Source organism: Martelella limonii (assembly GCF_013344475.1).
Lineage (GTDB): Bacteria > Pseudomonadota > Alphaproteobacteria > Rhizobiales > Rhizobiaceae > Martelella > Martelella limonii.
Window position 1 is genome coordinate 217430 of the sequence record NZ_JABUOU010000003.1, and the last position, 21840, is coordinate 239269.

The following is a 21840-nucleotide window of genomic DNA, read 5'->3' on the forward strand; positions in this document are numbered from 1 at the left end:
GGAGGCAACACGCTGGTGCGCTCATCGTCCCATCGGCATCGGCGGCTGACAAATAGGCCAATCGTCCCGCAAGGGCAAGCCCTCGGCCCGTCGGCGGCGCCCTAAGCCCTTGCAGGTGTGTCTTCTTGGTCTCGCAATATGCTCGCCCTAGCCCCGCATATAAAGCACCGCTTTATCCCCTCCCGTGGCCAGATGCGAGGTCCGCTTGCGGGTCACCGTCAGCACCTTGTCCTCGCCGGGCAGCAGCGTGAAGCAATTGTCCGAATAGATATCGTCGCCGCCATGATCATAGGTGACATAGAGCGCCGGGCGATCGGTCGACAGGCGGATATGTCCATCCTCCTGATGGACGGTGATGACGGGTTCCTGGAAGCGATAGGCTTTCGGACGCTCCGGCAGATACTCGTTCTCGCCGAGAACCACGCCGTCATCATCGCGCCAGTCGAACACGAGAAACACGCCGGCGCCGAGGCTTTCGGGCCTGATGCGCGCGATCTCGACGACCGTGTCGATGCTCGTCGTCGCCTGATATTTACCCAGTTCAGAAACGGCCCCGCTTGCAGCATCGACGCCGCGCAGCCGCACCGTAATCTTCCTGCCGTCGTCAATATCCGAAACCGCAAGCAGAACGATCGCGCCGGTCTCGGGATCGGGCTCGGCCGTCACCATCAGGGGCGCGAAGAAGCGGCGGGCGAGATACTGCGTGGTCTTCCAGCCGCCGCCATATTCGAGGCTCGACCAGCTAGCGACCGGCCAGGTGTCGTTCAGCTGCCAGAACAGCGTTCCCATGGTGCGCGGCTTGTTGGAGCGCCAGAACTCGATCGCGGTCTTCATCGCCAGGCCCTGCGAGAGCTGGCTCAGATAGACCATGTCCTCGAAACTGTCGGGGAAGCGGAAATAGCGCGCGATCGTTTCCACGATCCGGCTGTTGCCGCCGACATTGCGCTGGTGAACGTCCATCACGGCCGACGACACATTGCGGTCCTCCGGCGCGGTGAAGCTTTCGATCACCCGCATCGACGGGAAGGACTGGAAGCCGAATTCCGAGCAGAAGCGCGGGCGCACCGTGCGGTAATGCTCGAAATCCTTGGCCGAGTGCCAGACATCCCAGAAATGCATGTCGCCGGAGGTGTCGACATGCCAGCCGTCGCCGAAATCGAGCCTCCCGACCGAAGGCGAGGACGGGCGGAACGGCAGGCCGATATCCTCGTCCTCCACCGCCTCTTCCAGCGCATGATTGAGGCGGTCATAGATCGCGAGATAACGGTCCCGGTTGTTGAGGCTGACATCGTACCAGGTGAGCGCGCCGACCAGTTCGTTGTCGCCGCACCAGAGCGCAATCGAGGCAAAGCGCGACAGCCTTCGCAATTGCTGGCGGGCCTCCTTGCGCACCAGATCCAGAAACGCGCGCTCATGGGCGGGATAGAGATTGCAGGCGAACATGAAGTCCTGCCAGATCATGATGCCGAGTTCGTCGCAGATCTCGTAGAACCAGTCGGCCTCATACTGGCCACCGCCCCAGACGCGGATCATGTTCATGTTCGCATCGACGGCCGATTGCAGGAGATCGCGCACCTGATCGGGCGTGGCCCGCGCCGGCAGGGCATCACCGGGAATCCAGTTCGCGCCCTTCATGAAGATCTCGCGGCCATTGATGCGGAAGGCGAAGCGGTTGCCGATCGTGTCGGCGTGGGTCAGCAGCTCGACGCTGCGCAAGCCGATCCGCATCGTGCGGGACTGCCCGCCAAGCGAAACGGAAAGATCGTAGAACGCCTGTTCGCCGTCGCCTGCCGGCCACCAGAGCCGCGGCTCCTCGACGCGCACGGTCACCGTCACCCGGGTTTCGCCAGGCCAGGCGGTAATGGCAGCCGTCGCACGCCTGCCATCAATCTCGACTGCCGCCTCACCCTCGCAAGGCGCGAAGGCAAAGGCGTGGAATGTGACGTCAAGCTCGACCGCGCCCGACGCATGCCGCTGGCGGATGGCGACGTCATCAAGCCTCAGATCGCCGGTGCGCTGCAGCGTGATGTCGCCGTAAAACCCGAGCGGCGACAGCGCGATCCCCCAGTCCCAGCCGCCATGGCACTGCGCGCGGCGCAGGAAATTGAAATGGCCGATGCGGTTATTCTTGGTATAGGGCACCGGAAATTCGGAGGCTTCGGCGCGCTTTTCGGCTTCCCGCGAGTTCGACAGAAACCGAACCGAAATCTCGTTCTCGCCTTCGCGCAGAAGCGCCGTCACATCGAAATCATAGCGCAGGAACTGGCTCTCGCAGCGGCCTGCCGGTTGACCGTTGACGCTGACTTCGGCCAAGCAGTCGACGCTTTCGAAGCGGAGCGTGAAACGGCCGCCATCGATCTCAGAAAGGTTGAAGCGTTTCACCGCCACCCATTCGGCTTCATGCACCCAGTCCGTCCTGGTTTCATTGTCGCGATAGTACGGATCTTCAACCTTGCCTGCGGAAAGGAGGGCGGACAGGACATCGCCGGGCGCCGACAGCGTGATCTGATGGTCTCCCGTCGCAAACGTCCAGTCTTCGTTGAGATTGAGAATATCGGTCATGATGTTTCGTCCGTTGGTCTGCATGGTCGTCGCGAAGCCTCCAAAGCCTTATCGGCACAATCGAAGCGATTTTAAAGAGCCAGTCACGAAATTTGCACCGGGATGGGCCTTTGCATGTCCGATTTGACCCGGCGTCCGTCGCGGGGCAAGATCGCAATCCAGACCGCACCGGATACCGCAATGCGCCGACTTGTTCTCCTTGCCCTCCTCATTCTTCCTCTTCCCCCACGATCCGCGCTTTCGGGCGAGGTCACGGTTGCCGTTGCCGCCAACTTCACGGGCACCGCGGAGGAAATCGCGGAGGCGTTTCACGATGAAACCGGCCATGACGTGCTGCTGAGCTTCGGCTCGACCGGCAGGCTATATGCGCAGATCATCCATGGCGCGCCGTTCGACGTCTATCTCGCCGCCGACGTATCACGGCCCGCACGAGCCATCGCGGAAGGCTTTGCCGTGGCGGGCAGCGCCTTTACCTACGCGCTGGGTGCGCTGGTGCTCTACAGCGTTGATCCGGATCTCGTCGACGGCGATGGCAGCGTGCTGCTGCACCCCGAGCGCTTCGGCAAGCTGGCCATCGCCAACCCCGCCACGGCCCCTTATGGCACAGCGGCCGTCGAGGCGATGCAAGCGCTCGGCGTCTATGACCGGCTCGCCGACCGGCTGGTGACGGGCGAAAACATCACCCAGGCCTATCAGTTCGTCGCCACCGGAAACGCATCGCTCGGCTTCGTCGCGCTGTCGCAGGTGATCGACAGAAAGGACGGTTCCCGCTACGAGATCCCCGAAACGCTTTATGCCCCGATCGCCCAGGATGCCGTTCTTTTGAAAACGGGGGCGAACAATTTGGCAGCGCGCGCGTTTATGAGCTTCCTGAAGGGCGATGTCGCCCGTAAAATTGTCGGAAACCACGGATACCGCTTGCCCGGTCAGTAACCGCAGTCGGGAATGGGCTTGGAGCGCAAGAGATGTTGGAAGCCGTATTCCTGACGCTGAAACTTGCCAGCGTCACGACCCTGTTCCTGATGCTGTTCGGCGTGCCGCTCGCCTGGTGGCTGGCGCGCTCGCACCGATGGTGGAAGGAGATCGTGGGCGCGATCGTGGCGTTGCCGCTGGTGTTGCCGCCCACCGTGCTCGGCTTCTACCTTCTGATTGCGCTCAGCCCGCAAAGTCCTCTTGGCCGTGGGATCGCCGATACGATCGGTTTCTCTCTCCCCTTCACCTTTGCCGGCCTTGTCGTCGGGTCGGTGATCTACTCCCTGCCCTTTGCCGTCCAGCCCGTGCGCAACGCCTTCGAGGCGATCGGCAATGACCCCATGGAGGCCGCCTCCACCCTCAGGGCCGGTCCGATCGACCGGTTCTTCTCGATCGCCCTGCCGCTTGCACGCCCCGGCCTTCTGACCGGCGCGATCCTGGGCTTTGCCCACACCGTCGGCGAATTCGGCGTGGTGCTGATGATCGGCGGCAATATTCCGGGAGAGACCAAGGTCCTCTCGGTCGCGATCTACGATTATGTCGAAACGCTGCAATGGGAAAAGGCGCATATCCTGGCGGCAGGCATGCTGGCATTTTCCTTCATCGTCATCCTCACGACTATGCTGATCGAGCGCCGCATGCGGAGGCGATTTCCATGAACAAGCTTGAAGCCCGTTTCGCCGGCGATTTCGGCCAGTTCCATCTCGATGCCGGTTTCCGCTTTCCAGATCGCGGCGTCACCGCTCTCTTCGGACCGTCGGGCTGCGGCAAGTCGAGCCTGCTGCGCTGTTTTGCAGGACTTGAAAATTTGCCGAAGGGTCACTTCACCATCGATGGCGAGGTCTGGCAGGACGACAAGACCTTCCGTCCGCCGCACCGGCGCGAGGTGGGCTATGTGTTCCAGCAGGCGAACCTCTTCCCCCATCTCAGCGTCAACGACAATCTGCGCTATGCCGAAAAACGCGCGCGAAGGGAGGGCAAGACTGACCGCGACGCGCTCGTCGCCCTCCTCGGGCTCGGCGACCTCCTCCAGCGCATGCCGGCAAGGCTTTCGGGCGGCGAGCGGCAGCGCGTGGCGATCGCCCGGGCGCTGCTCTCTCAGCCGAAACTCTTGCTGATGGACGAGCCGATGTCCGCCCTCGACATCCATGCACGACAGGAGATCTTTCCCTATCTGCAGAGCTTAAGGGAGACCCTATCGATCCCGGTTCTCTACGTCACCCACGCGCCCGACGAAGTGGCACGGCTTGCCGATCATCTGGCGGTGATGCGCGATGGCAGGATCATCGCATCGGGACCGACCGAGGACACGCTGACGCGGCTCGACCTCCCGATGGCGCATGAGCGCCGGGCGGGGATCGCGATCGATGCCGTCATCGCCGATATCGATCTGCGCTGGCAGCTTGCGCTCGCAAAGTTCGATGGCGGAGCCCTGTGGATCGCCCATACCCACCGCGAAGTCGGAGATCCGGTGCGGCTGATGATCCACGCCCGCGATGTTTCGATCGCGCTCAGCGAGCAACCGAACGTCTCGATCATCAACCGGGTGCCGGCAATCGTGCGCGAGATCGCCCGCGGCGATCATCCCGCCGTCATGATCGTGCATCTTGCCATCGGCAACCGGATTGTCATGGCCCGCGTCACCGCGCGTTCGGTGCATCTTCTCGACCTCAAGCCTGGCATGAACGTCTATGCGCAGATCAAGTCCGTTGCCATCTTCGATTAGACATAATGATTTGCTGATATAAATATATCTTTATATGATATTGACTTTGCGGCTCACCAAGCTCAATCTCGCGCCGTCTTGGTTCGCTTCGTTCCGCGAAGCGCTAAGAGGGAATCCGGTGCGGACTTTTTCATCTCGCGATCTGCGAGAAGGAACGGTGCAAAGCCGGAGCTGCCCCCGCAACTGTGAGCGGTGAGCGTCGTTCCAACAATGTCACTGGGAAACCGGGAAGACGGAAAGCCGCATTGACCCGCAAGTCAGGAGACCTGCCAAGGCAACATCTGTCCACGGGCGGGGTGTCCCGGTGGTGCTGCCGGTTTCAGACGGGTTTGTCGCCCGTCGGCTTGCGCACGCCGTCTTGACGCCGCGCCCCCTAGAGAACCTTGATCGGGGTATGAAATGTCAAACGATAAACTGGCAGCAGCAAGTCTCGGCTTTCCGCGCATCGGCGCAAGACGCGAGCTGAAATTCGCACTCGAATCCTACTGGGCCGGAACATCCGGGGCCGCAAGCCTTGCCGACACCGCTGAACATCTGCGCCGCCGGAACTGGCTGACACAGCAGGAAAAGGGCATCACGGTGATCCCTTCCAACGATTTCTCGCTCTATGACCACGTGCTCGACACCGCCGTCATGGTCGGCGCCATTCCCGAAGGCTATGGCTGGGATGGCGGCGCGGTGAGCCTTGAGACCTATTTCGCGCTTGCCCGCGGCGGCGAAATCGCCGATTGCGGTCACAGCCACGGCGAGACCCGCGCGCTCGAAATGACCAAGTGGTTCGACACCAACTACCACTATCTTGTTCCGGAACTGACCGAAGGCCAGAGCTTCACCCTGACCGGCCTCAAGCCGCTTGAACATTATCTCGAGGCAAAGGCGCTCGGCATCGAGACCCGCCCCGTCATCCTCGGGCCCGTGACCTTCCTCAAGCTCGCAAAGGCGCGCCAGGGCGATTTCTCGCCCCTGTCGCTGCTGGAAGGCCTCCTGCCGGTCTATGCCGACCTTCTGGCGCAATTGAAGGCGGCCGGGGCCGAATGGGTGCAGATCGACGAGCCGGCGCTGGTGCTGGACCTGACGGACGAGGAGCGCGCTGCCTTTGCCCGTGCCTACGCGGTCCTCGCGCAGGCCGCGCCGAAGATCATGCTCGCAAGCTATTTCGCTGCGCCCGAGGATAATCTCGACACCCTGCTTTCGCTGCCGGTCGCTGGCATTCACGTCGACCTGAAACGCGGCACGCTCTCCGGCATCCTCGAAAACGCCCCTGCCGATCTCGTGCTCTCCCTCGGCGTCATCGACGGCCGCAATGTCTGGCGGGCGGACCTTTCGGCGATCATCGACCGGCTTGCGCCGCTCGTTGCCGCGCGCGGCGCGAACAAGATCCAGATCGCGCCGTCCTGCTCGCTTCTGCATGTGCCGATCGATGTCGATCTTGAAACCGGGCTCGATCCCGAACTGAAGTCATGGCTCGCCTTCGCCAACCAGAAGCTTGATGAACTGGCGACGCTCGCAACCGGTCTTGCCCTTGGAAAGGGCGCGGTCGCAAAAGCGCTTGGCGAAGCCGATGCTGCGATTGCCGGCCGCGCGGCCTCAAAACGGGTTCACAATGAAGACGTTGCAGCCCGCCTCGCCGCCGTCACCGAAGCCGACCGCCGCCGCGGCAAAGCCTTTGCGGAACGTGTCGCTCTCCAGCATGAGCGGTTGAACCTGCCCGCCTTTCCGACGACGACGATCGGCTCCTTCCCCCAGACGGTCGGGGTGCGAAAGGCCCGCGCGGCGTTCAACAAGGGCGCGCTCGACGGCGCGGCCTACCGCACCTTCCTTGAACAGGAGACGGCAACCGCAATCGCCTTCCAGGAGGAAATCGGCTTGGATGTGCTGGTGCATGGCGAGTTCGAGCGCAATGACATGGTGCAGTATTTCGGCGAACAGCTTTCCGGTTTCGCCTTCACCCGTCACGGCTGGGTGCAGAGCTACGGCTCGCGCTATGTCCGCCCGCCGATCATCTTCGGCGATGTCGCGCGCGAGGCGCCGATGACGGTGGACTGGTGGCGGTTTGCGCAGTCGAAGACGGAAAAGCCGGTCAAGGGCATGCTCACCGGCCCGGTCACCATCCTCAACTGGTCGTTCGTACGCGACGATATCGCACGCGCCGAGACCTGCGCCCAGATCGCGCTCGCGATCCGCGACGAGGTGAAGGACCTCGAAACTGCCGGCGCCAAGATCATTCAGATCGACGAGGCCGCCCTGCGCGAAGGCCTGCCGCTGCGCCGTTCCGGATGGAAGGCCTATCTCGACTGGGCCGTGAACGCCTTCCGGCTGACGGCCTCGGGCGTTGCCGACGAGACCCAGATCCACACCCATATGTGCTATTCGGAGTTCAACGACATCATCGAGGCGATTGCGGCCATGGATGCCGACGTCATCTCGATCGAGACCTCGCGCTCGAAGATGGAGCTGCTCGACGCCTTCACCGGCTTCGACTATCCGAACGAGATCGGCCCCGGCGTCTACGACATCCACTCGCCGCGCATTCCGACCACCGGCGAGATGACCGATCTGCTGACCCTTGCCCGCGAGCGCCTTACCGACCGCAAGCTCTGGGTCAATCCCGATTGCGGGCTGAAGACGCGCGGCTGGGATGAGGTCAAGCCCGCGCTTGTCCACATGGTGGAGGCGGCACGGGCCTTGCGGGGCTAGCCAGCGATGAAGCGGTTCCGCGTTCCGGCAGGACGCGGGACCGCCGCTATTCAGGCACCCAGGCGCTTTCCGACGAAACCTTGCGGCAGAAGTCGGCGGCGCTGTTGCGGGCGTGATCGGCGACGCTGCGCAGGATATTCTGGCCGACGGCGGTCTGGTAGGTGGCGACGATCGGCATCGGCGGAAAGGGCTTTGCGACCTTGACCCGGCAGAGCAGGCCGTTTTCCAGCTCGCGCGCGATCGCGACGGACGGGATCGCGGCAAGGCCGAAGCCGCCGATCAGCAGATTGATCATTGCAAACAACGAATTCGAGCTGGTGAGTTTCGACGCCAGCACCCTTTCGTCCTGAAAATAGGGCGCGACATAGGTATAGGGCGGCGTGCCCTTGGGAAAGGTGATGATCGGCATCTGCGAGAGTTCGTCGACGCTGTAGATCGCGCCCGCGTCAATCGCGGCGGGTGCCGCCGCCCAGACCATTTCATAATAGCAGATGATGAACGAGCGAAAGCTGTCGCCGATGGCAGGCTCGATGCCGAAAATCAGGTCGAATTCGCCGTGCGCAAGCCCCGCGACCAGATCGCGCGTGCCCTCGATGGTCAGTTCCACCCTGAGGTTCGGCATCGCGTGGCTCAGCGCCTCGATGAAATCCGGCATCCAGGTCGCGACCACCGAATCGATCGCCCCGATGCGCACGATATAGGCGGCATCGCTGCCGCCTTCCTTCAGGTCGGATTTCAGCGTGTTGAGCTTTTCCAACACCTCCTGGAAAACCGCAAGCGCCTCTTCGCCGGCGGGCGTCAGCCTGAATTCGCGGTCGCCGCGCTCGACCAGCCGGCAGGCATAGTCGCGCTCGAGGATCGCAAGGCGCGAGGAAATCGCCGGCTGGGTGGTGTTCAGCTCCCGGGCGGTGCGGCCGAAATGCCGGTTGCGGGCAAGCGCCACGAAGGTGGCCATGTCGATGATGCGCATCGCCATAGGCTATCAGCCTCCTTGCGGCCGCACAATCAGCGACCGTCAGCGTGGCAGAACGCGAATGCGGTCCGGATCGATTGCGAGCACGGCCTCGTCTCCGGGCTGAAACACGGTTTCATTGTCGGTCAGCATGCGGATCGTCTCGCCTGCAAGCGTCAGCACATAGCGATTGCGCGCGCCGAGATAGACGCGGGTCTTGACCTTCGCCCTGATCCCTTCTCCGGTGGCAGAGACCGTCAGATCCTCCTGCCGCAGCACGACGGCGACCGGGCCCGATGCCGCTTCCGCCGGAACCTGAAGGCGTTGACCATCCTTCAGCACGGCGATGCCGCCATTTTCCAGCGTCGCGTGCAGCACATTGGCCGAGCCGATGAAACCGGAAACGAATTCGGTGGCGGGATGCGCGTAGATTTCAGACGGCGCGCCTTCCTGCTCGACCTTTCCGCCATTGAGAAGGACGACACGGTCTGAAAGGCTCAGCGCCTCTTCCTGGTCATGGGTCACGAACAGCGTCGTCAGGCCCAGCCGGCGGTGGATCTCGATCAGTTCCACCTGCATGTCCTCGCGCAGCCTTGCATCGAGATTGGAAAGCGGCTCATCGAGCAGCAGCACTTTCGGGTTCGAGACGATGGCGCGCGCCAGCGCGACGCGCTGCTGCTGGCCGCCGGAAAGCTGGCGCGGATAGCGGTCGGCAAGGTGGGGAAGCTGTACCGTCTCCAGCGCCGCCTTCACCCGCGCATCCTGCTCCTCCCGGTCGCCGATGCGGCGCATGCGCAGGGGAAAGCGGACATTTTCATAGACGCTCAGATGCGGTAGCAGCGCGTAGGACTGGAACATCATCGCGATGTCGCGCTTTTCCGGCGGCAGCTTCGTCACATCCTGCCCGTCGATGATCACATGGCCGGAGGAGACCGCCTCAAGGCCCGCGACCGAGCGCAGAAGCGTGGTCTTGCCGCAGCCGGATGCGCCGAGGAGGCTGACGAATTCGCCAGAGGAAAGCGCCAGGTCGATGCCGTGGAGCACTTCGACGTGGCCATAGGATTTTCTGATCCGATCGAGATGGATATCCGACATGATGATGGTCCTAGGCTGCGGCGAATTTGCGGATACCGAGCACGCGGTCGATAACCAGGATGAGAATGACGGTGAGCGCGATCATGATGGTGGAGACCGCAGCGACCGACGGATCGGGACTGAATTCGAGCTGCCCGTAAATCTGCACCGGCAGCGTGGTGAGATCGGGCGTGCGCAGGAACAATGACAGCACCGCCTCGTCGAAAGAGATGTTGAAGGCGAAGAAGGCGCCGGCGGCAAGCCCGGGGCGGCACTGCGGAAGCACGACGTAAAGCAGCCGCTGGATCCGTCCTGCTCCCATGGTCCGCGCCGCCTCCTCGATGAAGGGATCGCTTTCCGTCAGCACCGCAAGCGTGGTGCGCACAACATAGGGCAGCGTGATCGCGGTATGGCCGATCCAGAGCGTGACGAAGGAGACCGGGCCGAAGGTGGCGCTCCAGAACATCAGAAGGCCGATCGCATAGATGATCGTCGGCAGGATCAGCGGCGACAGGAACAGCGCGCCGAGAAGTTCCGATTTCGGCAATTGCCGGCGATGGATGGCAATCGCTGCCGCTCCGCCGATCGTGACCGAGGACAGCGTCACCAGCAGCGCAATGCCGAGGCTGAGCGCGCCTGCGGACAGATAGGCGCTCGACGACAGCACCTTCCGGTACCATTCAAGCGAGAAGTCCTTGGGCGGGAAGGCGATGAACTGGTTCGCGGAAAACGAGGTACCGATGACGACGACAAGCGGCGCCAGCATCACCACCACGACCAGCGCCACGAACACCCAGGTGGCAATCTTCAGCCAGGGCGGGACGGCCTTAACCATGCTGGCCTCCCGTCAGCTTGAAATAGGGAATGAGAGTGAGCGCGATGCCGAGGAACAGGATCACCGCCTGGGCGGCTGCGAAATGCCAGTCGAGCGTCTGCGTCACCGACGAATAGATCGAAGCGGCAAGCACCTGCAGGCGGGGACCGCCGAGAAGGCTCGGTGTGACGAAGGAGCTTGCGGAAAGCGTGAAGGCGAGCAGCGAACCGGCCGCGATGCCGGGCATGGCAAGCGGCAGCACCACATGGCGGAATGCCTGCAGGAAGGAACAACCCATGGTGCGCGCGGCTTCTTCCAGCCGCTGGTCGATGCGGGTGACGACGCCGAGAATGGACAGCGTCATGAAGGGCAGAAGCACCTGGACCATGCCGATCACGATCGCGGTTTCGGTGCGCATCAGGGTGAAGTTGCGCTTGACGAGACCAAGATCGTAGAGCGTCGAGGAGATGATCCCGCCGCGCTCGAAGATCACCATCCAGCCGAAGGTCCGGATCACCACGCTGGTCATCAGCGGCAGCAGGATGACGATGATCAGCCACAGCCTAACGGTCGCCCCGGCGCGCGCCATGATATAGGCAAGCGGAAAGCCGACCACCGCGCAGATTACCGTGATGATGAAAGAGAGCCGGATCGTGCGCCACAACACGTTGAGATAATAGGGTTCGCTGACAAAGGCTGCGAAATGCGAGAGCGTGAAGCCCTCGGGCCCCATCACCGACAGCATCAGCATGCGCGCGATCGGCAGGAAGAACGCCAGCGCCAGCAGCATGATGCCGGGCGCCACCAGAAGCGCGTTTTCTGCTCGGTCGGATTTCATCCGCTGGATTTCCTGTTTCTGAGGCTTCGCACCTGCCGCCCCCGCACAAGCGGAAAAGGCTTCAGGTGCAGCTACACCGCTCTGTCTTCCGTTCACAAGACCCTTGTGCCGCAGCCCTGCCTCTTGCCGGGCAATCGGGGCTGCGGCGGCAGGATGCGCGGGGGTCGCGCGCCGGAGGCTGTGACGGCGCGCACAGCCCTCGTCCTGCCGGGGCTCCTCCCCCTCGTTGAAAAGGGGGAGTTCGATCGCAAGTGCGGTCCGGTTGGGCGGACCTTACTGTGCGATCGCCTTGTTCCACTCCACGACCCAGTCGGCCCGGCTGGCTTCGATCGTTTCGGGATCGAACCGCAGAAGGCTCTTCACGCCCTCCTCGCCATAGGCGACATCGGCGGCAACCTCTTCCGGCAGCTCGACCTTGGCATTGGTCGGGGTATAGCGCAGCGCTTCGGCAAAGCAGGCCTGGGCTTCCGGCGACAGTTCCATGTCGATGAACTGCAGCGCCAGATCCTGGTTGTCGCGACCGGCGACCAGATTGGCGGTGATGTAGCTTGCCGGCGTGCCTTCGGCGCCCTGCTGGAACTTGACCGGCAGGCCGGCCTTGCGCAGCGTGTAGGCGTAGTCGGACGCATAGGGCGCCACGAAGGTGCCGCCCTGGGCGAAGGCCTGCTGGATTTCCGGAGACTTCGAAACCACGAAGGCGCCGTTTTCAAGCATCGTCTTCACCGCGTCGAGACCCGGCTGGATGTTGTCGAGGTCGCCACCGGCAACCTGGTTCAGCATCAGGAAGCCGAACAGGCCATAGGTGTTGGAGATGTCGGTCAGCACCAGTCCTTCGGCAAGCTCCGGCTCCATCAGGTTCGCCCAGTTGGCGGGCGCTTCTGAAAGCTCGTCGCTGTTGTAAAGCAGGCCGATGGCGGCGATCTGGTAGGCCGGACCTTCGCCTTCGGCCATCTTTGCACCGGCAAAGGGATAGAGGTCGGCTGCGTTCTTGAGCTTGGAAGCATCGATCGGCGACAGCAGGCCTTCCTTGGCGCCGACGATTTCCTGGCCGCCCGAGAAGTGTATCACGTCATATTGCGGCGCGTCCTTCTGGGCCCGAAGCTGGGCGAAGGCATCGGCGGAATAGGCGGTGACGATCTTCACATCGGCGCCGGTTTGCGCGGTGAACGGCTCGATCACGCATGTGCGGTGCGCCTCTTCATAGGCACCGCCAAAGGAATTGATGGTGATCTCGGCTGCGAAAGCCGGGACTGCGGCAGCAAACGAAACGCCCGCCAGCATTGCTGTTACAAGTTTCATGCTCTTCCCTTCCTTTATGGTTTGTTTCAGGCCAGACGGCCAATTTCCACGGTCTTTGCGCCCTCGGTGCGGATCAGCTTGCACTGGGCAGCCACTGCATCGAGATTTTCAGTCATCTTGCCGAAATAGGTGCAGGGTATCCACCCCGTCGGGCCGAAAGTACGTCCGCCGACGCCGTAGAACATGCCGATTTCCCAGAACTCGTCCGGGTCGATCTTGAAGAAGTTCTTCGGCTGATAGAACCACAGAAGTTCGCCGGGCTCGGGCAGGATCGTCTGGTTTTCCGGCGGCAGCTTGGTCGGGTCGAAATTGCGGTTTTCCTCGGGCAGGCCCATCATGATTTCAGGACCGGAGAAGATTGCATGGGTTGCCGGCCACTGGATCGGCTTTTCGAGCGCGCCCCAGAGTGCGGCGCAGGTCTCCGGAGCATTTTCCCAATAAAGAGAAATTATGCCCTGAACATTGGCTTCGACGAATTTCAGATAGAGTTTCTTGTCGCTCACAAAACGGCTCCCACTTAATTATGTACCACAAATGATCGACTTTTAGGCATTTCTGTCCAATTTCAATTTTCCATGCGGCAATCAATTTTTTTTATCAAACCCCGCAACGATCGACGACGGGCACACTGTCCTTCCGGCAGAGGCGGCACCTCAACCATTAATGCGCACAAGCCTCCTCCGAACGTCCCTCATTTGATCGGGTTCGAGGCCTGTTCGAGTGGGAGGTCTGCGCGCGTTCAAAGCCTGCTCGCGTTATTGTGAGCGGCAAAGGCAGGCAATTTGCGCTCCTGCCGCTTGCGCAGACCGGCCCCCTTCGCTCTATTGCCGCTTTACGGTGAGGGAGATTTTGATGCTCGACAGACGCACATTGCTGACAGGCCTGATCGGAACGGGTGCGCTGACGCTGTTGCCGCTCTCATCCGCCAGCGCGGATGGCCCCTCTCCCGAAGAGATTTTTTTCGATCCCGCCGCCCCGGTGCTCGGCAATCCGGATGGCGACGTGACCATTGTCGAATATTTCGACTTCCAGTGCGGCTATTGCAAACGCGATTATCCGATGGTCCGCGATGTCGTGGAACAGGACGGCAATATCAGGCTGGTGATGAAGGACTGGCCGGTTTTCGGACCGGTCTCCGCCTTTGCCGCACAGGCCGTGCTGGGCGCTGCCGAAATCGGCGACTATGAGCGCGCGATCGATGCGCTGATGCTATCGAAGGGGCGGCTCTCCTATGAGAGGGTCGATGAGATCCTCACCGAAGCCGGCCTCAATTTCGAGGAGATCGCCGCGAGCGTGAAGAAGAACGACGCCCGGATCAGTGCGCTTCTCGACCGCAATTACCGCCAGGCGGAAGCCCTGCAATTCATCGGCACGCCGTCCTTTGTGATCGGCCGCACGATCTATCCCGGCGTGCTGGACCGTCCGCTTCTCGAAGAGGCGGTCGCCAAGGCCCGCGCAGGCTGAACAAGGCGAAAAGGGACTGGACCGGGCCCTGCCCTGCCGCTAGCCTTTGCGTTGACAATTGCAACCAGACAAAGGCCGCAAATGAGCAAGCTCACCCGTTTTTCCGTTTCCCCGCTCTCAGAAATGACCCGAAAGCTTGCCGATGTCGCCCATGGGCGGGAGGATCCCGACCTCGTGATCACAGGCGCACGGGTGCTGTCGACCTATAGCGAGCGCACGATCGAGGACCGCGAGATCTGGCTTTCGGGCGGGCGCATTGCCGCAGTTCGGAAGGCCGGCAGCTACAAGGGACGGCGCGCCACGCTCTACGATGCCCGCGGCGGCATCATCGCCCCCGGCCTCGTCGATCCGCATCTTCATATCGAATCGAGCATGGTCACGGCCTGCGCCTATGCCGAGGCAGCCCTCCTCAACGGCACCACCACAATTTTCTGCGACAGCCACGAGATCGGCAATGTCATGGATGTCGCCGGCGTCGAGGCGATGCTGGAAGATGCCCGCCGGGCGCCGCTGTCGATCTACCTCACCGTTCCTTCGACTGTGCCGGCCACTTCGGCCGACATGGAAACGGCTGGCGGCGACCTGACCCCGGACAAGATCGCCCAGATCTTCGATAAATGGCCGGAGGCCATGGCGCTTGGCGAAAAGATGGACTTCGTTCCGGTGGCCATGAGCGACGAGCGCTCCCATGCCATCATTGCCGAATCGCTGAAGCGCGGCCGTCCGGTCTCCGGCCATGTCTACGGCCGCGAATTCGTGGCGGCCTATGCGGCTGCGGGCGTTACCGATACCCATGAGGCGATCGACCGCGAAATTGCCAATGATCTGCTGGAGGCAGGCGTCTGGATCTTCCTGCGCGGCGGCCCGCCGACCACGCCCTGGCATTCGCTGCCCGAGGCGATCAAGGCGATCACGGAACTCGGCGCCTCCCACAAGCGCGTCGCGGTCTGCACCGACGACCGCGATGCGGACGACCTCTTGATGTTCGGTCAGGACTGGGTCACCCGCCAGGCGGTGAAAGCTGGCATGACGCCGGAACAGGCCTGGTCGATGGGCTCGCTCCATGGCGCGACCCGCTTCGGCCTCGGCGACGAGATCGGCGGGCTTGGCGGCGGCCGCCGCGCCGATCTGGTGCTGCTCGACGACACGCTCCAGCCGGTCAACACATGGTATGGGGGCGAACTGGTGGTGGAAGACCGCCGGATCACGCCACTGCTTGACGAAGCCCTTTCCGACCGCTGGCGCTATCCGGATGCGGCCTATCACACGGTCAAGCTTCCCGAAGAGGTGAAGCTCATCCCGGACCTGCCGACCGAGCGCGTCAAGGCCCATTGCATCCGCACCGAGCTTCCCGGCATCACCGCCGTTCATGACGTCATCGAACTGGAGCCTGCCAATGACTGGCAGACCCATTTCGACAAGCACGGGCTCTGCTTCGTGGCCGTGGTCGAGCGTCACGGCAAATCAAGCGGCAATGTGGCCCATGGCCTGCTGTCCGAATTCACGCTGAAGCGCGGCGCCGTCGCCTCCTCCGTCGGTCACGACAGCCACAATATCATCTTGGCCGGCACCAATGAGGCCGATATGCAGGTGGCGCTGCGGGCAATCGAAGACACGCAGGGCGGCGTCTGCGTGGTGGCAGACGGCAAGGTGCGCGCCATGGTCGAACTGCCGATCGCGGGACTGCTTTCCGAAAAGCGGGTCCACGAGGTGGCAGACGAGGTGCGCGCCCTGAAGCTTGAATGGCAGGAGGCCGGCTGCGCCATCCCCTATATGGGCTTCAACCTGATCCCGCTTTCCGTAATCCCCGAAATCCGGATCACCGACAAGGGTCTGGTGCTGGTGCCGGAAATGGAAATCGCCGAGCTGTTCGAGCCTGCCTAGTTCGGCTCGACCCAGGCTGATGCCCCGAAACGCAAGGCCTATCGCGGGGCTTTCAACGTCTTGCGGATATAGCTGTTGGCGGATCGGAAATGCGACGGTCCGGCTGCCTCGGCATACCGGCCAAGCGTCCACGTCCCTGTCCAGGCGTGGACGCCTTTGGTATAGAGTTCGAGATCTTGCCGAGAGACGATAAACGACCGCAATCTGTCGCAGGCGGCATCGAAATTTGAAAGCAGTTCGGCCCAGGGCGTTTCGTCGCCCTTTGCATAAAGCGGGGCGTTATAGGCCTTGAGCTGGTTCCATTTGTAGCCCTTGGCAGGCACGAACACCTCCCGGCCCGCAACGCCGTCTTCGTACCAATGATGGAGCTTGCCCATCCAGTGGGTTCGGTGCGCGATGATGCCCTTGATCGTGACGGGGTCATCAGGCGCGGACAAGGTCGACGTCTCCTCATCGACCTCTGTGAGCGTCTTTCTCAGCTTCGCAAGGTCCTTGTCAAAGACCGCGAGCAATTCGGATTTGTTCGTGGCTGCTGGCATGGTTCATCACTATCGAGAAAGGATGAACCATGCCTTGATTCCGGTCAAATCGATGGGACGAGAGCAAGGCGCCTTGGCGAGAGACCTCAGTTCAACCGCTCTCCGCTCTTTGCATCGAAGATGTGCGAGGCACCGTGCTGGAGTTCCAGCGACTGCGTCGCGCCGACATCGAAGGCGGGACGGTCGCGCAGCACCACTGACAGATGTTCGCCGGCAAAGAGCAGTTCCACGAATGTTTCCGAGCCGGTGGGCTCGATATTCTCGACGCTTGCCTGAAGCGGGCCATCGGGCGAGAGCCGGATTTCCTCCGGACGCTTGCCGATCAGCACCTTGTGGCCATTGCTGAGCCCTTGCGGCGCATCAACGCCGGATGGCTTGCCGCCCTCGAGCACAAGCGCTCCATCCTTTACCTCAGCTGCAAAAAGGTTCATCGCCGGAGAGCCGATGAACTGGGCAACGAAGGCATTGGCCGGCCGGTCATAGAGTTCCAGCGGCGTGCCGATCTGCTCGATCCGCCCGCCATGCATGACCACGATCCGGTCGGCCATGGTCATCGCCTCGATCTGGTCATGGGTGACATAGACCATGGTGGTCTTCAGCCGGCGGTGCAGCGTCTTGATCTCGCCGCGCATCTGCACGCGCAGCTTGGCATCGAGGTTGGACAGCGGCTCGTCGAACAGGAAGACCTGCGGATTGCGCACGATCGAGCGTCCCATGGCAACGCGCTGGCGCTGACCGCCCGATAACGCACGCGGCTTGCGGTCGAGCAACTGCGTCAGGCCGAGGATCTCGGCGGCCTCGCGGACCTTGCGCTTCTTTTCTTCCTTGGGCGCGCCCGCAAGCGTCATCGAGAAGGCCATGTTCTCCTCGACCGTCATATGCGGATAAAGCGCGTAGTTCTGGAACACCATGGAGATGTCCCGGGCCTTGGGCGGAAGCGCGTTGACGACCTTGCCGCCGATCGCGATCTCGCCGCCGGTAATGTCCTCAAGCCCCGCGATCATCCTGAGCAACGTGGACTTGCCGCAGCCGGAAGGACCGACGAGCACCACGAACTCGCCATCGGCGATCTCGGCATCGACGCCGTGGATCACCTCGACGCTGCCATAGCGCTTGGCGACCTTGTTGAGCGTAACACTTGCCATGACAATCTCCTCTAAACCGGACGGACCCGGATGCGGGTGGAGGACAGCGCGCCCTCACGGACGAGCATGCCGGCAGCACCGCCCGCAAAGCTGTCGTCGCGAGCCTCGACGCGCGTCTCGCCGATCCTGGCCGCGATGCGATTGCCGGAAACCTCGGCCGTCATCGTGAAGGCGGTTTCGAGCCTGGTGTCGTATGGGGTCGAGGCCAGCACCTCTTCGGCGCCGTCCTTGCGGCGCACGATCTCGAGCGCGCCATCGAGCGTGACGCGGGCGAGGTAATACCGCTCCTGCCCTTCCGCCCGGAGCACCAGCCCGCCATAGGGGCCGAGATGCAGCATCAGATCGGCCTCGACCGCGTAATCCGTCCAGGAACGCCCGCCCTGCATGATCATGCCGTCGCCACGGTTCTGGCTGATGCGGATATCCTGCTGGAAGTGCTTGGAGAAAAAATGGACATTGCTGACGAAGGCGCGCCGCCAGAAATCGCCGGTGCCTGCCGGGCGCTTGAACGTCACATCCGGCACGCCGTCCCACCAGAGCTTTTCGACGAGCACGCGGCCATTGCAGCGCCCGTCAGGCGATGTCAGCACGATGCCGATCTCGGCGATCGGCTGGAAGCCGGTTTCCGGCACCGTCCATTCGAGCGTCGCCGATTTGCCGGGCGACACTGCGACCGCCTGCGCCATGTCGAGATCGACCAGCATATCCGTGCCGTCATAATGGCGGAGCCTGAGCTTCGCCTCGACCGTGCCGGCATTCTGCGCCTCTGCCCGCACCTCGGCCCGCAGCGTCTGCCCGGCATGGATGCGCGGGCTTGCGACGAGATCATAGGTGCGCATCCGGGTGGCATCGCGGGGGGAGAACACGGCGGTCGTGGCGGCCGCTTCCCGGCCGGGCGCAAGCGCGTGGTAATCGATGGCAAGAGCAGAACCCGTCCCGCTCACCTTCAGGCCCGCAAGCGCTGTCTCGCCGCCCTGCGGCAGGAAGCCCTGAACGGAACCGGGGAGCGAGAAGTGAAACTGAGCGCCACCCTTCGGCGCGGGAAGCGCCTCTTCACCCGCTAGCTTTCTTCCGAGATTTTCGAGCCAGAGCGCGATTTCGGCCGCATCGGTCACCGAACGCCCGCCATCGGCGGTCGAGATGAACAGCCGGTCGGCTACCGGGCCGCGCCAGTCCGGCCCGGCCTCGAGGCCGTCCAGCCCCAGCATGATGCCGTGCAGGCAACCCAGATTACCGGCATTGCAGTCTGTATCCCAGCCCGATGTGTTGACGATCATCTGGCCGCGCTGGAAATCATGGGGCGCATGCAGCAGCGCCATGATCATCAGCGCGTGATTGGGTACGACGTGGCAATTGCCGGGATGTTTGTCGTAGCCGTAATTGTCCTCGATCCGCTGGCGGGTCGCCTCCCAATCCTCGTTGCCCGAGGTCCATTCGCGGATATCGGCAATCAGCTTGGCAATCAGGCTGTCCTTCGGAATGTAGGAGAGACCGGTGTCGAGCAGGTGGTTGACGTCCCGGCTGACGAAGGCTTCCGCTTCCATGGCAGCCCAGAGCACGGCAGCATTGACGGATTCACCGTCATGGCTGACTGAACCGGCCGCGCGTGCAAGCTTTGCCGCCTGCGCCGGATTGCCGGGCGAGACCAGCGCCCAGCCATCGATGAAGATCTGCGCGCCGATCTGTTCGGCGACGGTGGCGCCATTGGTGGCGATCGAGCCGGATTCGGGCGCCTTGATGCCGCGCCTGAGGTTCAGCCAGGCGGTGTGCTCGGTGGAATTGCCGGCCCCGCCCCACCAGAGGATCGACCGTTCCTCAATGATGTAGTTGAGCCAGGCCTTGCCGATATCCTCTGCCGAAAGATCCGCGGAGATGCCGTAATCGTCGAGCGCGCGCGGAAAGGTGAAGGTCCCGGCAATATCGTCATCGGTGACGATCAGCGGATCGCCCAGCCGGTCATGGACGTAATATTCGATCGGCCCGAGCTTTTGCAGGATATCGCGATAGCGCCAGTTCTCGAACGGGCGGCCGAGATAGACGCCGATCAGCTTGCCGAGCACGCCGGCATAGACGCGGTCCTGATAATCTGAGGGGATGGACATGTAAGGCTCCTTGTCAGCCCTTCACCGAGCCGCCGGCCATGCCTTCAATGAAGCGGCGCTGCAGCAGGACGAAGAGAATTACGATGGGCAGAATGATGATGAGGGCCGCCGCCATGACCACGCCCCAGTCGGACGAGTACTGGCCGGACAGCAGGAAGAACGAGACCACGGCGGTGAGCCGCTCCTGCCCCTGCAGGAAGGTGGTTGCGATCAGGAATTCGTTCCACGAGTAAAGCCCGATGATCAGCGCCACGGTCAGGATGCCGGGCGAGACGATCGGCAGGAATACGCGGGAAAACACCTGCCAGTGGCTTGCACCGTCAATCAGGGCCGCCTCTTCCAGTTCCTTCGGCACCGCCAGGAAATAGGTTCTGAGCAGCATGATCGCGAAGGGCGAATAGACGGCGGTGTAGATGAAGGCGACCGCTACCGGATTGTTGATCAGCCCCATCCGGGCAAAGCCGAAATAGAGCGGAAACAGGAAGAGCTGGATCGGCGCGGTGGTGCTCGCCAGCAGATAGAAGGTCAGGATCTTCCAGGTCTTGATCTTGCGCCGCGCCAGAACATAGGCCGTCAGCGAGCCGGTGGTGCACACCAGCACGATGGTCATGCCGGTCAGAAGCGCCGAATTCAAAAGCGTCCGGCTGAAATTGGCGTCCGACCAGGCACGGGCGAAATTGTCCCAGCGCAATTGCGACGGCAGCGCCAGCGGGTTCTGCACGATTTCCTGCGAGCCTTTCAACGAATTCAGCACCAGAAGGGCGATCGGAAACAGGGTGATCGCAAGCAGAATGCCGAGAGTGATGTAGGCGATGATGCGGGTAATCCGGCTTTCGGACGTGTTCATTGGTCGAACTCCCTGGCCTGGGCACGGATGTAGAAGATGGTGGCGGCAAGGCCGAACAGGCTGATCACCACGGAAATCGCCGCCGCCCTGCCAACCGCCAGATCATAAAAGGCGGAGCGATAGGCGAAGGTGGAAAGCACTTCCGATGAAAAGGCCGGACCGCCCTGGGTGAGGATGTAGACGAAGTCGAACACCAGGAACGACCAGATCACCGTCATGATCATCATCAGCGTGATCGTCGGGCGAATGCCGGGCAGGAGCACGTAGCGGATGATCTGGGTGAAGGTCGCGCCTTCAACGCGGGCGGCCTCAACCTGTTCGGCGGGCACCTGCCGGAGCGCTGCGAAGAAGATGACGCAGAGAAAGCCCCACCAGTGCCAGAGGTCGACCGTGGCAATGCCGTAAAGCGCGGTCGAGGTTTCGGCGAGCGGGTTTGCGACATCGAGCCCCATGCGCTGGAGGAGGCCCGCAATGCCGGTGATCGGCGAGAAGATCATGCCCTGCCAGATCCGCGCCGTGATGGCGGTCGCGATGATCACCGGCAGGAAATAGATCACCTGGAAATAGTTGGAGCCGCGTCGGGCCACCAGCATCATGGTGGCCGCAAGCAGGCCCATGGCGATCGGCACGGTCAGGAAAATCAGCGTCCAGATGATGTTGTTGGTCAGCGCCGTCCAGAACACGCTGTCATGCCAGAGCGCCTGGAAATTCCCCAGCCCGACGAAGCTCGGCATGGTGATGCCGTCCCATTCGAAGAATGCCAGGAATATGGTGATGAGCGCCGGCACGGCGATGATCGCAACATTGATCAGCAATGTCGGCAGGACGTAGAGACGATGCATGGAAATACCTTTCCAGAGCGAAGACAGGCTTCTTTCCGGTCGCGCTTTGCGCAGTCTGTCCGCGCGCCGCGAAGGCGGCGCAC

Annotated in this window: 18 protein-coding genes and 1 riboswitch; of the genes, 6 read left to right on the top strand and 12 right to left on the bottom strand. The window is 62.5% G+C overall.

What is annotated here, in order from left to right:
* Positions 1–147: 147 nt before the first annotated feature.
* Complete coding sequence (locus HPQ62_RS08705) at positions 148–2562, bottom strand: glycoside hydrolase family 2 protein (RefSeq protein WP_174802153.1); 2415 nt, start codon at positions 2560–2562, stop codon at positions 148–150.
* A 180-nt stretch (positions 2563–2742) separates the two neighbouring features.
* On the opposite strand from HPQ62_RS08705, the gene modA reads away from it, so the two are divergent.
* The 4 genes from modA to metE all read left to right on the top strand — a co-directional run bounded on the left by modA (position 2743) and on the right by metE (position 7957).
* Positions 2743–3495 (top strand): molybdate ABC transporter substrate-binding protein, encoded by a 753-nt coding sequence (gene modA / locus HPQ62_RS08710; RefSeq protein ID WP_174802154.1) that lies wholly within the window; start codon positions 2743–2745, stop codon positions 3493–3495.
* A gap of 32 nt (positions 3496–3527) precedes the next feature.
* Positions 3528–4193: a molybdate ABC transporter permease subunit gene (gene modB, locus HPQ62_RS08715; RefSeq protein WP_174802155.1), complete on the top strand. Its 666-nt coding sequence runs from the start codon at positions 3528–3530 to the stop codon at positions 4191–4193.
* Positions 4190–5260: a molybdenum ABC transporter ATP-binding protein gene (gene modC / locus HPQ62_RS08720; RefSeq protein ID WP_174802156.1), complete on the top strand. Its 1071-nt coding sequence runs from the start codon at positions 4190–4192 to the stop codon at positions 5258–5260. Before modB ends, modC begins: the two co-directional genes overlap by 4 nt.
* A 62-nt stretch (positions 5261–5322) precedes the next feature.
* Positions 5323–5548: riboswitch (cobalamin riboswitch) on the top strand.
* 111 nt (positions 5549–5659) lie between these two features.
* Complete coding sequence (gene metE / locus HPQ62_RS08725) at positions 5660–7957, top strand: 5-methyltetrahydropteroyltriglutamate--homocysteine S-methyltransferase (protein WP_174802157.1); 2298 nt, start codon at positions 5660–5662, stop codon at positions 7955–7957.
* Positions 7958–8003: 46 nt separating this feature from the next.
* Here the strand turns inward: metE and HPQ62_RS08730 are convergent, their stop codons facing one another.
* The 6 genes from HPQ62_RS08730 to HPQ62_RS08755 form a co-directional block, all read right to left on the bottom strand.
* Positions 8004–8933 carry a LysR family transcriptional regulator gene (locus HPQ62_RS08730; protein WP_174802158.1) on the bottom strand — a complete coding sequence of 310 codons (930 nt, stop codon included), beginning with the start codon at positions 8931–8933 and terminating at the stop codon, positions 8004–8006.
* 39 nt (positions 8934–8972) lie between these two features.
* On the bottom strand, positions 8973–10004 hold the full coding sequence (locus tag HPQ62_RS08735; RefSeq protein ID WP_174802159.1) for an ABC transporter ATP-binding protein: 1032 nt from the start codon (positions 10002–10004) through the stop codon (positions 8973–8975).
* Between the two features lie 10 nt (positions 10005–10014).
* Positions 10015–10818: an ABC transporter permease gene (locus HPQ62_RS08740; protein ID WP_174802160.1), complete on the bottom strand. Its 804-nt coding sequence runs from the start codon at positions 10816–10818 to the stop codon at positions 10015–10017.
* Complete coding sequence (locus tag HPQ62_RS08745; RefSeq protein WP_174802161.1) at positions 10811–11635, bottom strand: ABC transporter permease; 825 nt, start codon at positions 11633–11635, stop codon at positions 10811–10813. Before HPQ62_RS08745 ends, HPQ62_RS08740 begins: the two co-directional genes overlap by 8 nt.
* A gap of 273 nt (positions 11636–11908) precedes the next feature.
* Positions 11909–12934, bottom strand: coding sequence for an ABC transporter substrate-binding protein (locus HPQ62_RS08750; RefSeq protein WP_174802162.1), 1026 nt, complete (start codon positions 12932–12934; stop codon positions 11909–11911).
* 26 nt (positions 12935–12960) lie between these two features.
* Positions 12961–13437 (bottom strand): DUF3830 family protein, encoded by a 477-nt coding sequence (locus tag HPQ62_RS08755; protein WP_174802163.1) that lies wholly within the window; start codon positions 13435–13437, stop codon positions 12961–12963.
* Positions 13438–13786: 349 nt separating this feature from the next.
* Here HPQ62_RS08755 and HPQ62_RS08760 point away from each other — a divergent pair, with 349 nt between their 5' ends.
* Positions 13787–14398, top strand: coding sequence for a DsbA family protein (locus HPQ62_RS08760; RefSeq protein WP_174802164.1), 612 nt, complete (start codon positions 13787–13789; stop codon positions 14396–14398).
* 81 nt (positions 14399–14479) lie between these two features.
* Complete coding sequence (locus tag HPQ62_RS08765; protein WP_174802165.1) at positions 14480–16282, top strand: adenine deaminase; 1803 nt, start codon at positions 14480–14482, stop codon at positions 16280–16282.
* A 38-nt stretch (positions 16283–16320) separates the two neighbouring features.
* Here the strand turns inward: HPQ62_RS08765 and HPQ62_RS08770 are convergent, their stop codons facing one another.
* From HPQ62_RS08770 to HPQ62_RS08790, 5 genes are all read right to left on the bottom strand, one after another.
* Positions 16321–16821, bottom strand: a complete 501-nt coding sequence (locus HPQ62_RS08770; RefSeq protein WP_174802166.1) for a ClbS/DfsB family four-helix bundle protein — start codon at positions 16819–16821, stop codon at positions 16321–16323.
* 86 nt (positions 16822–16907) lie between these two features.
* On the bottom strand, positions 16908–17966 hold the full coding sequence (locus tag HPQ62_RS08775) for an ABC transporter ATP-binding protein (RefSeq protein WP_174802167.1): 1059 nt from the start codon (positions 17964–17966) through the stop codon (positions 16908–16910).
* 11 nt (positions 17967–17977) lie between these two features.
* A complete protein-coding gene (locus HPQ62_RS08780; RefSeq protein WP_174802168.1) occupies positions 17978–20068 on the bottom strand; it encodes an ADP-ribosylglycohydrolase family protein in 2091 nt (696 codons plus the stop codon).
* A 13-nt stretch (positions 20069–20081) separates the two neighbouring features.
* Entirely contained in the window at positions 20082–20915 is an 834-nt protein-coding gene (locus tag HPQ62_RS08785; protein WP_174802169.1) for a carbohydrate ABC transporter permease, read from the bottom strand.
* Positions 20912–21757 (bottom strand): carbohydrate ABC transporter permease, encoded by an 846-nt coding sequence (locus HPQ62_RS08790; RefSeq protein WP_174802170.1) that lies wholly within the window; start codon positions 21755–21757, stop codon positions 20912–20914. The genes HPQ62_RS08785 and HPQ62_RS08790 overlap by 4 nt, the downstream gene beginning before the upstream one ends.
* Positions 21758–21840 lie beyond the last annotated feature (83 nt).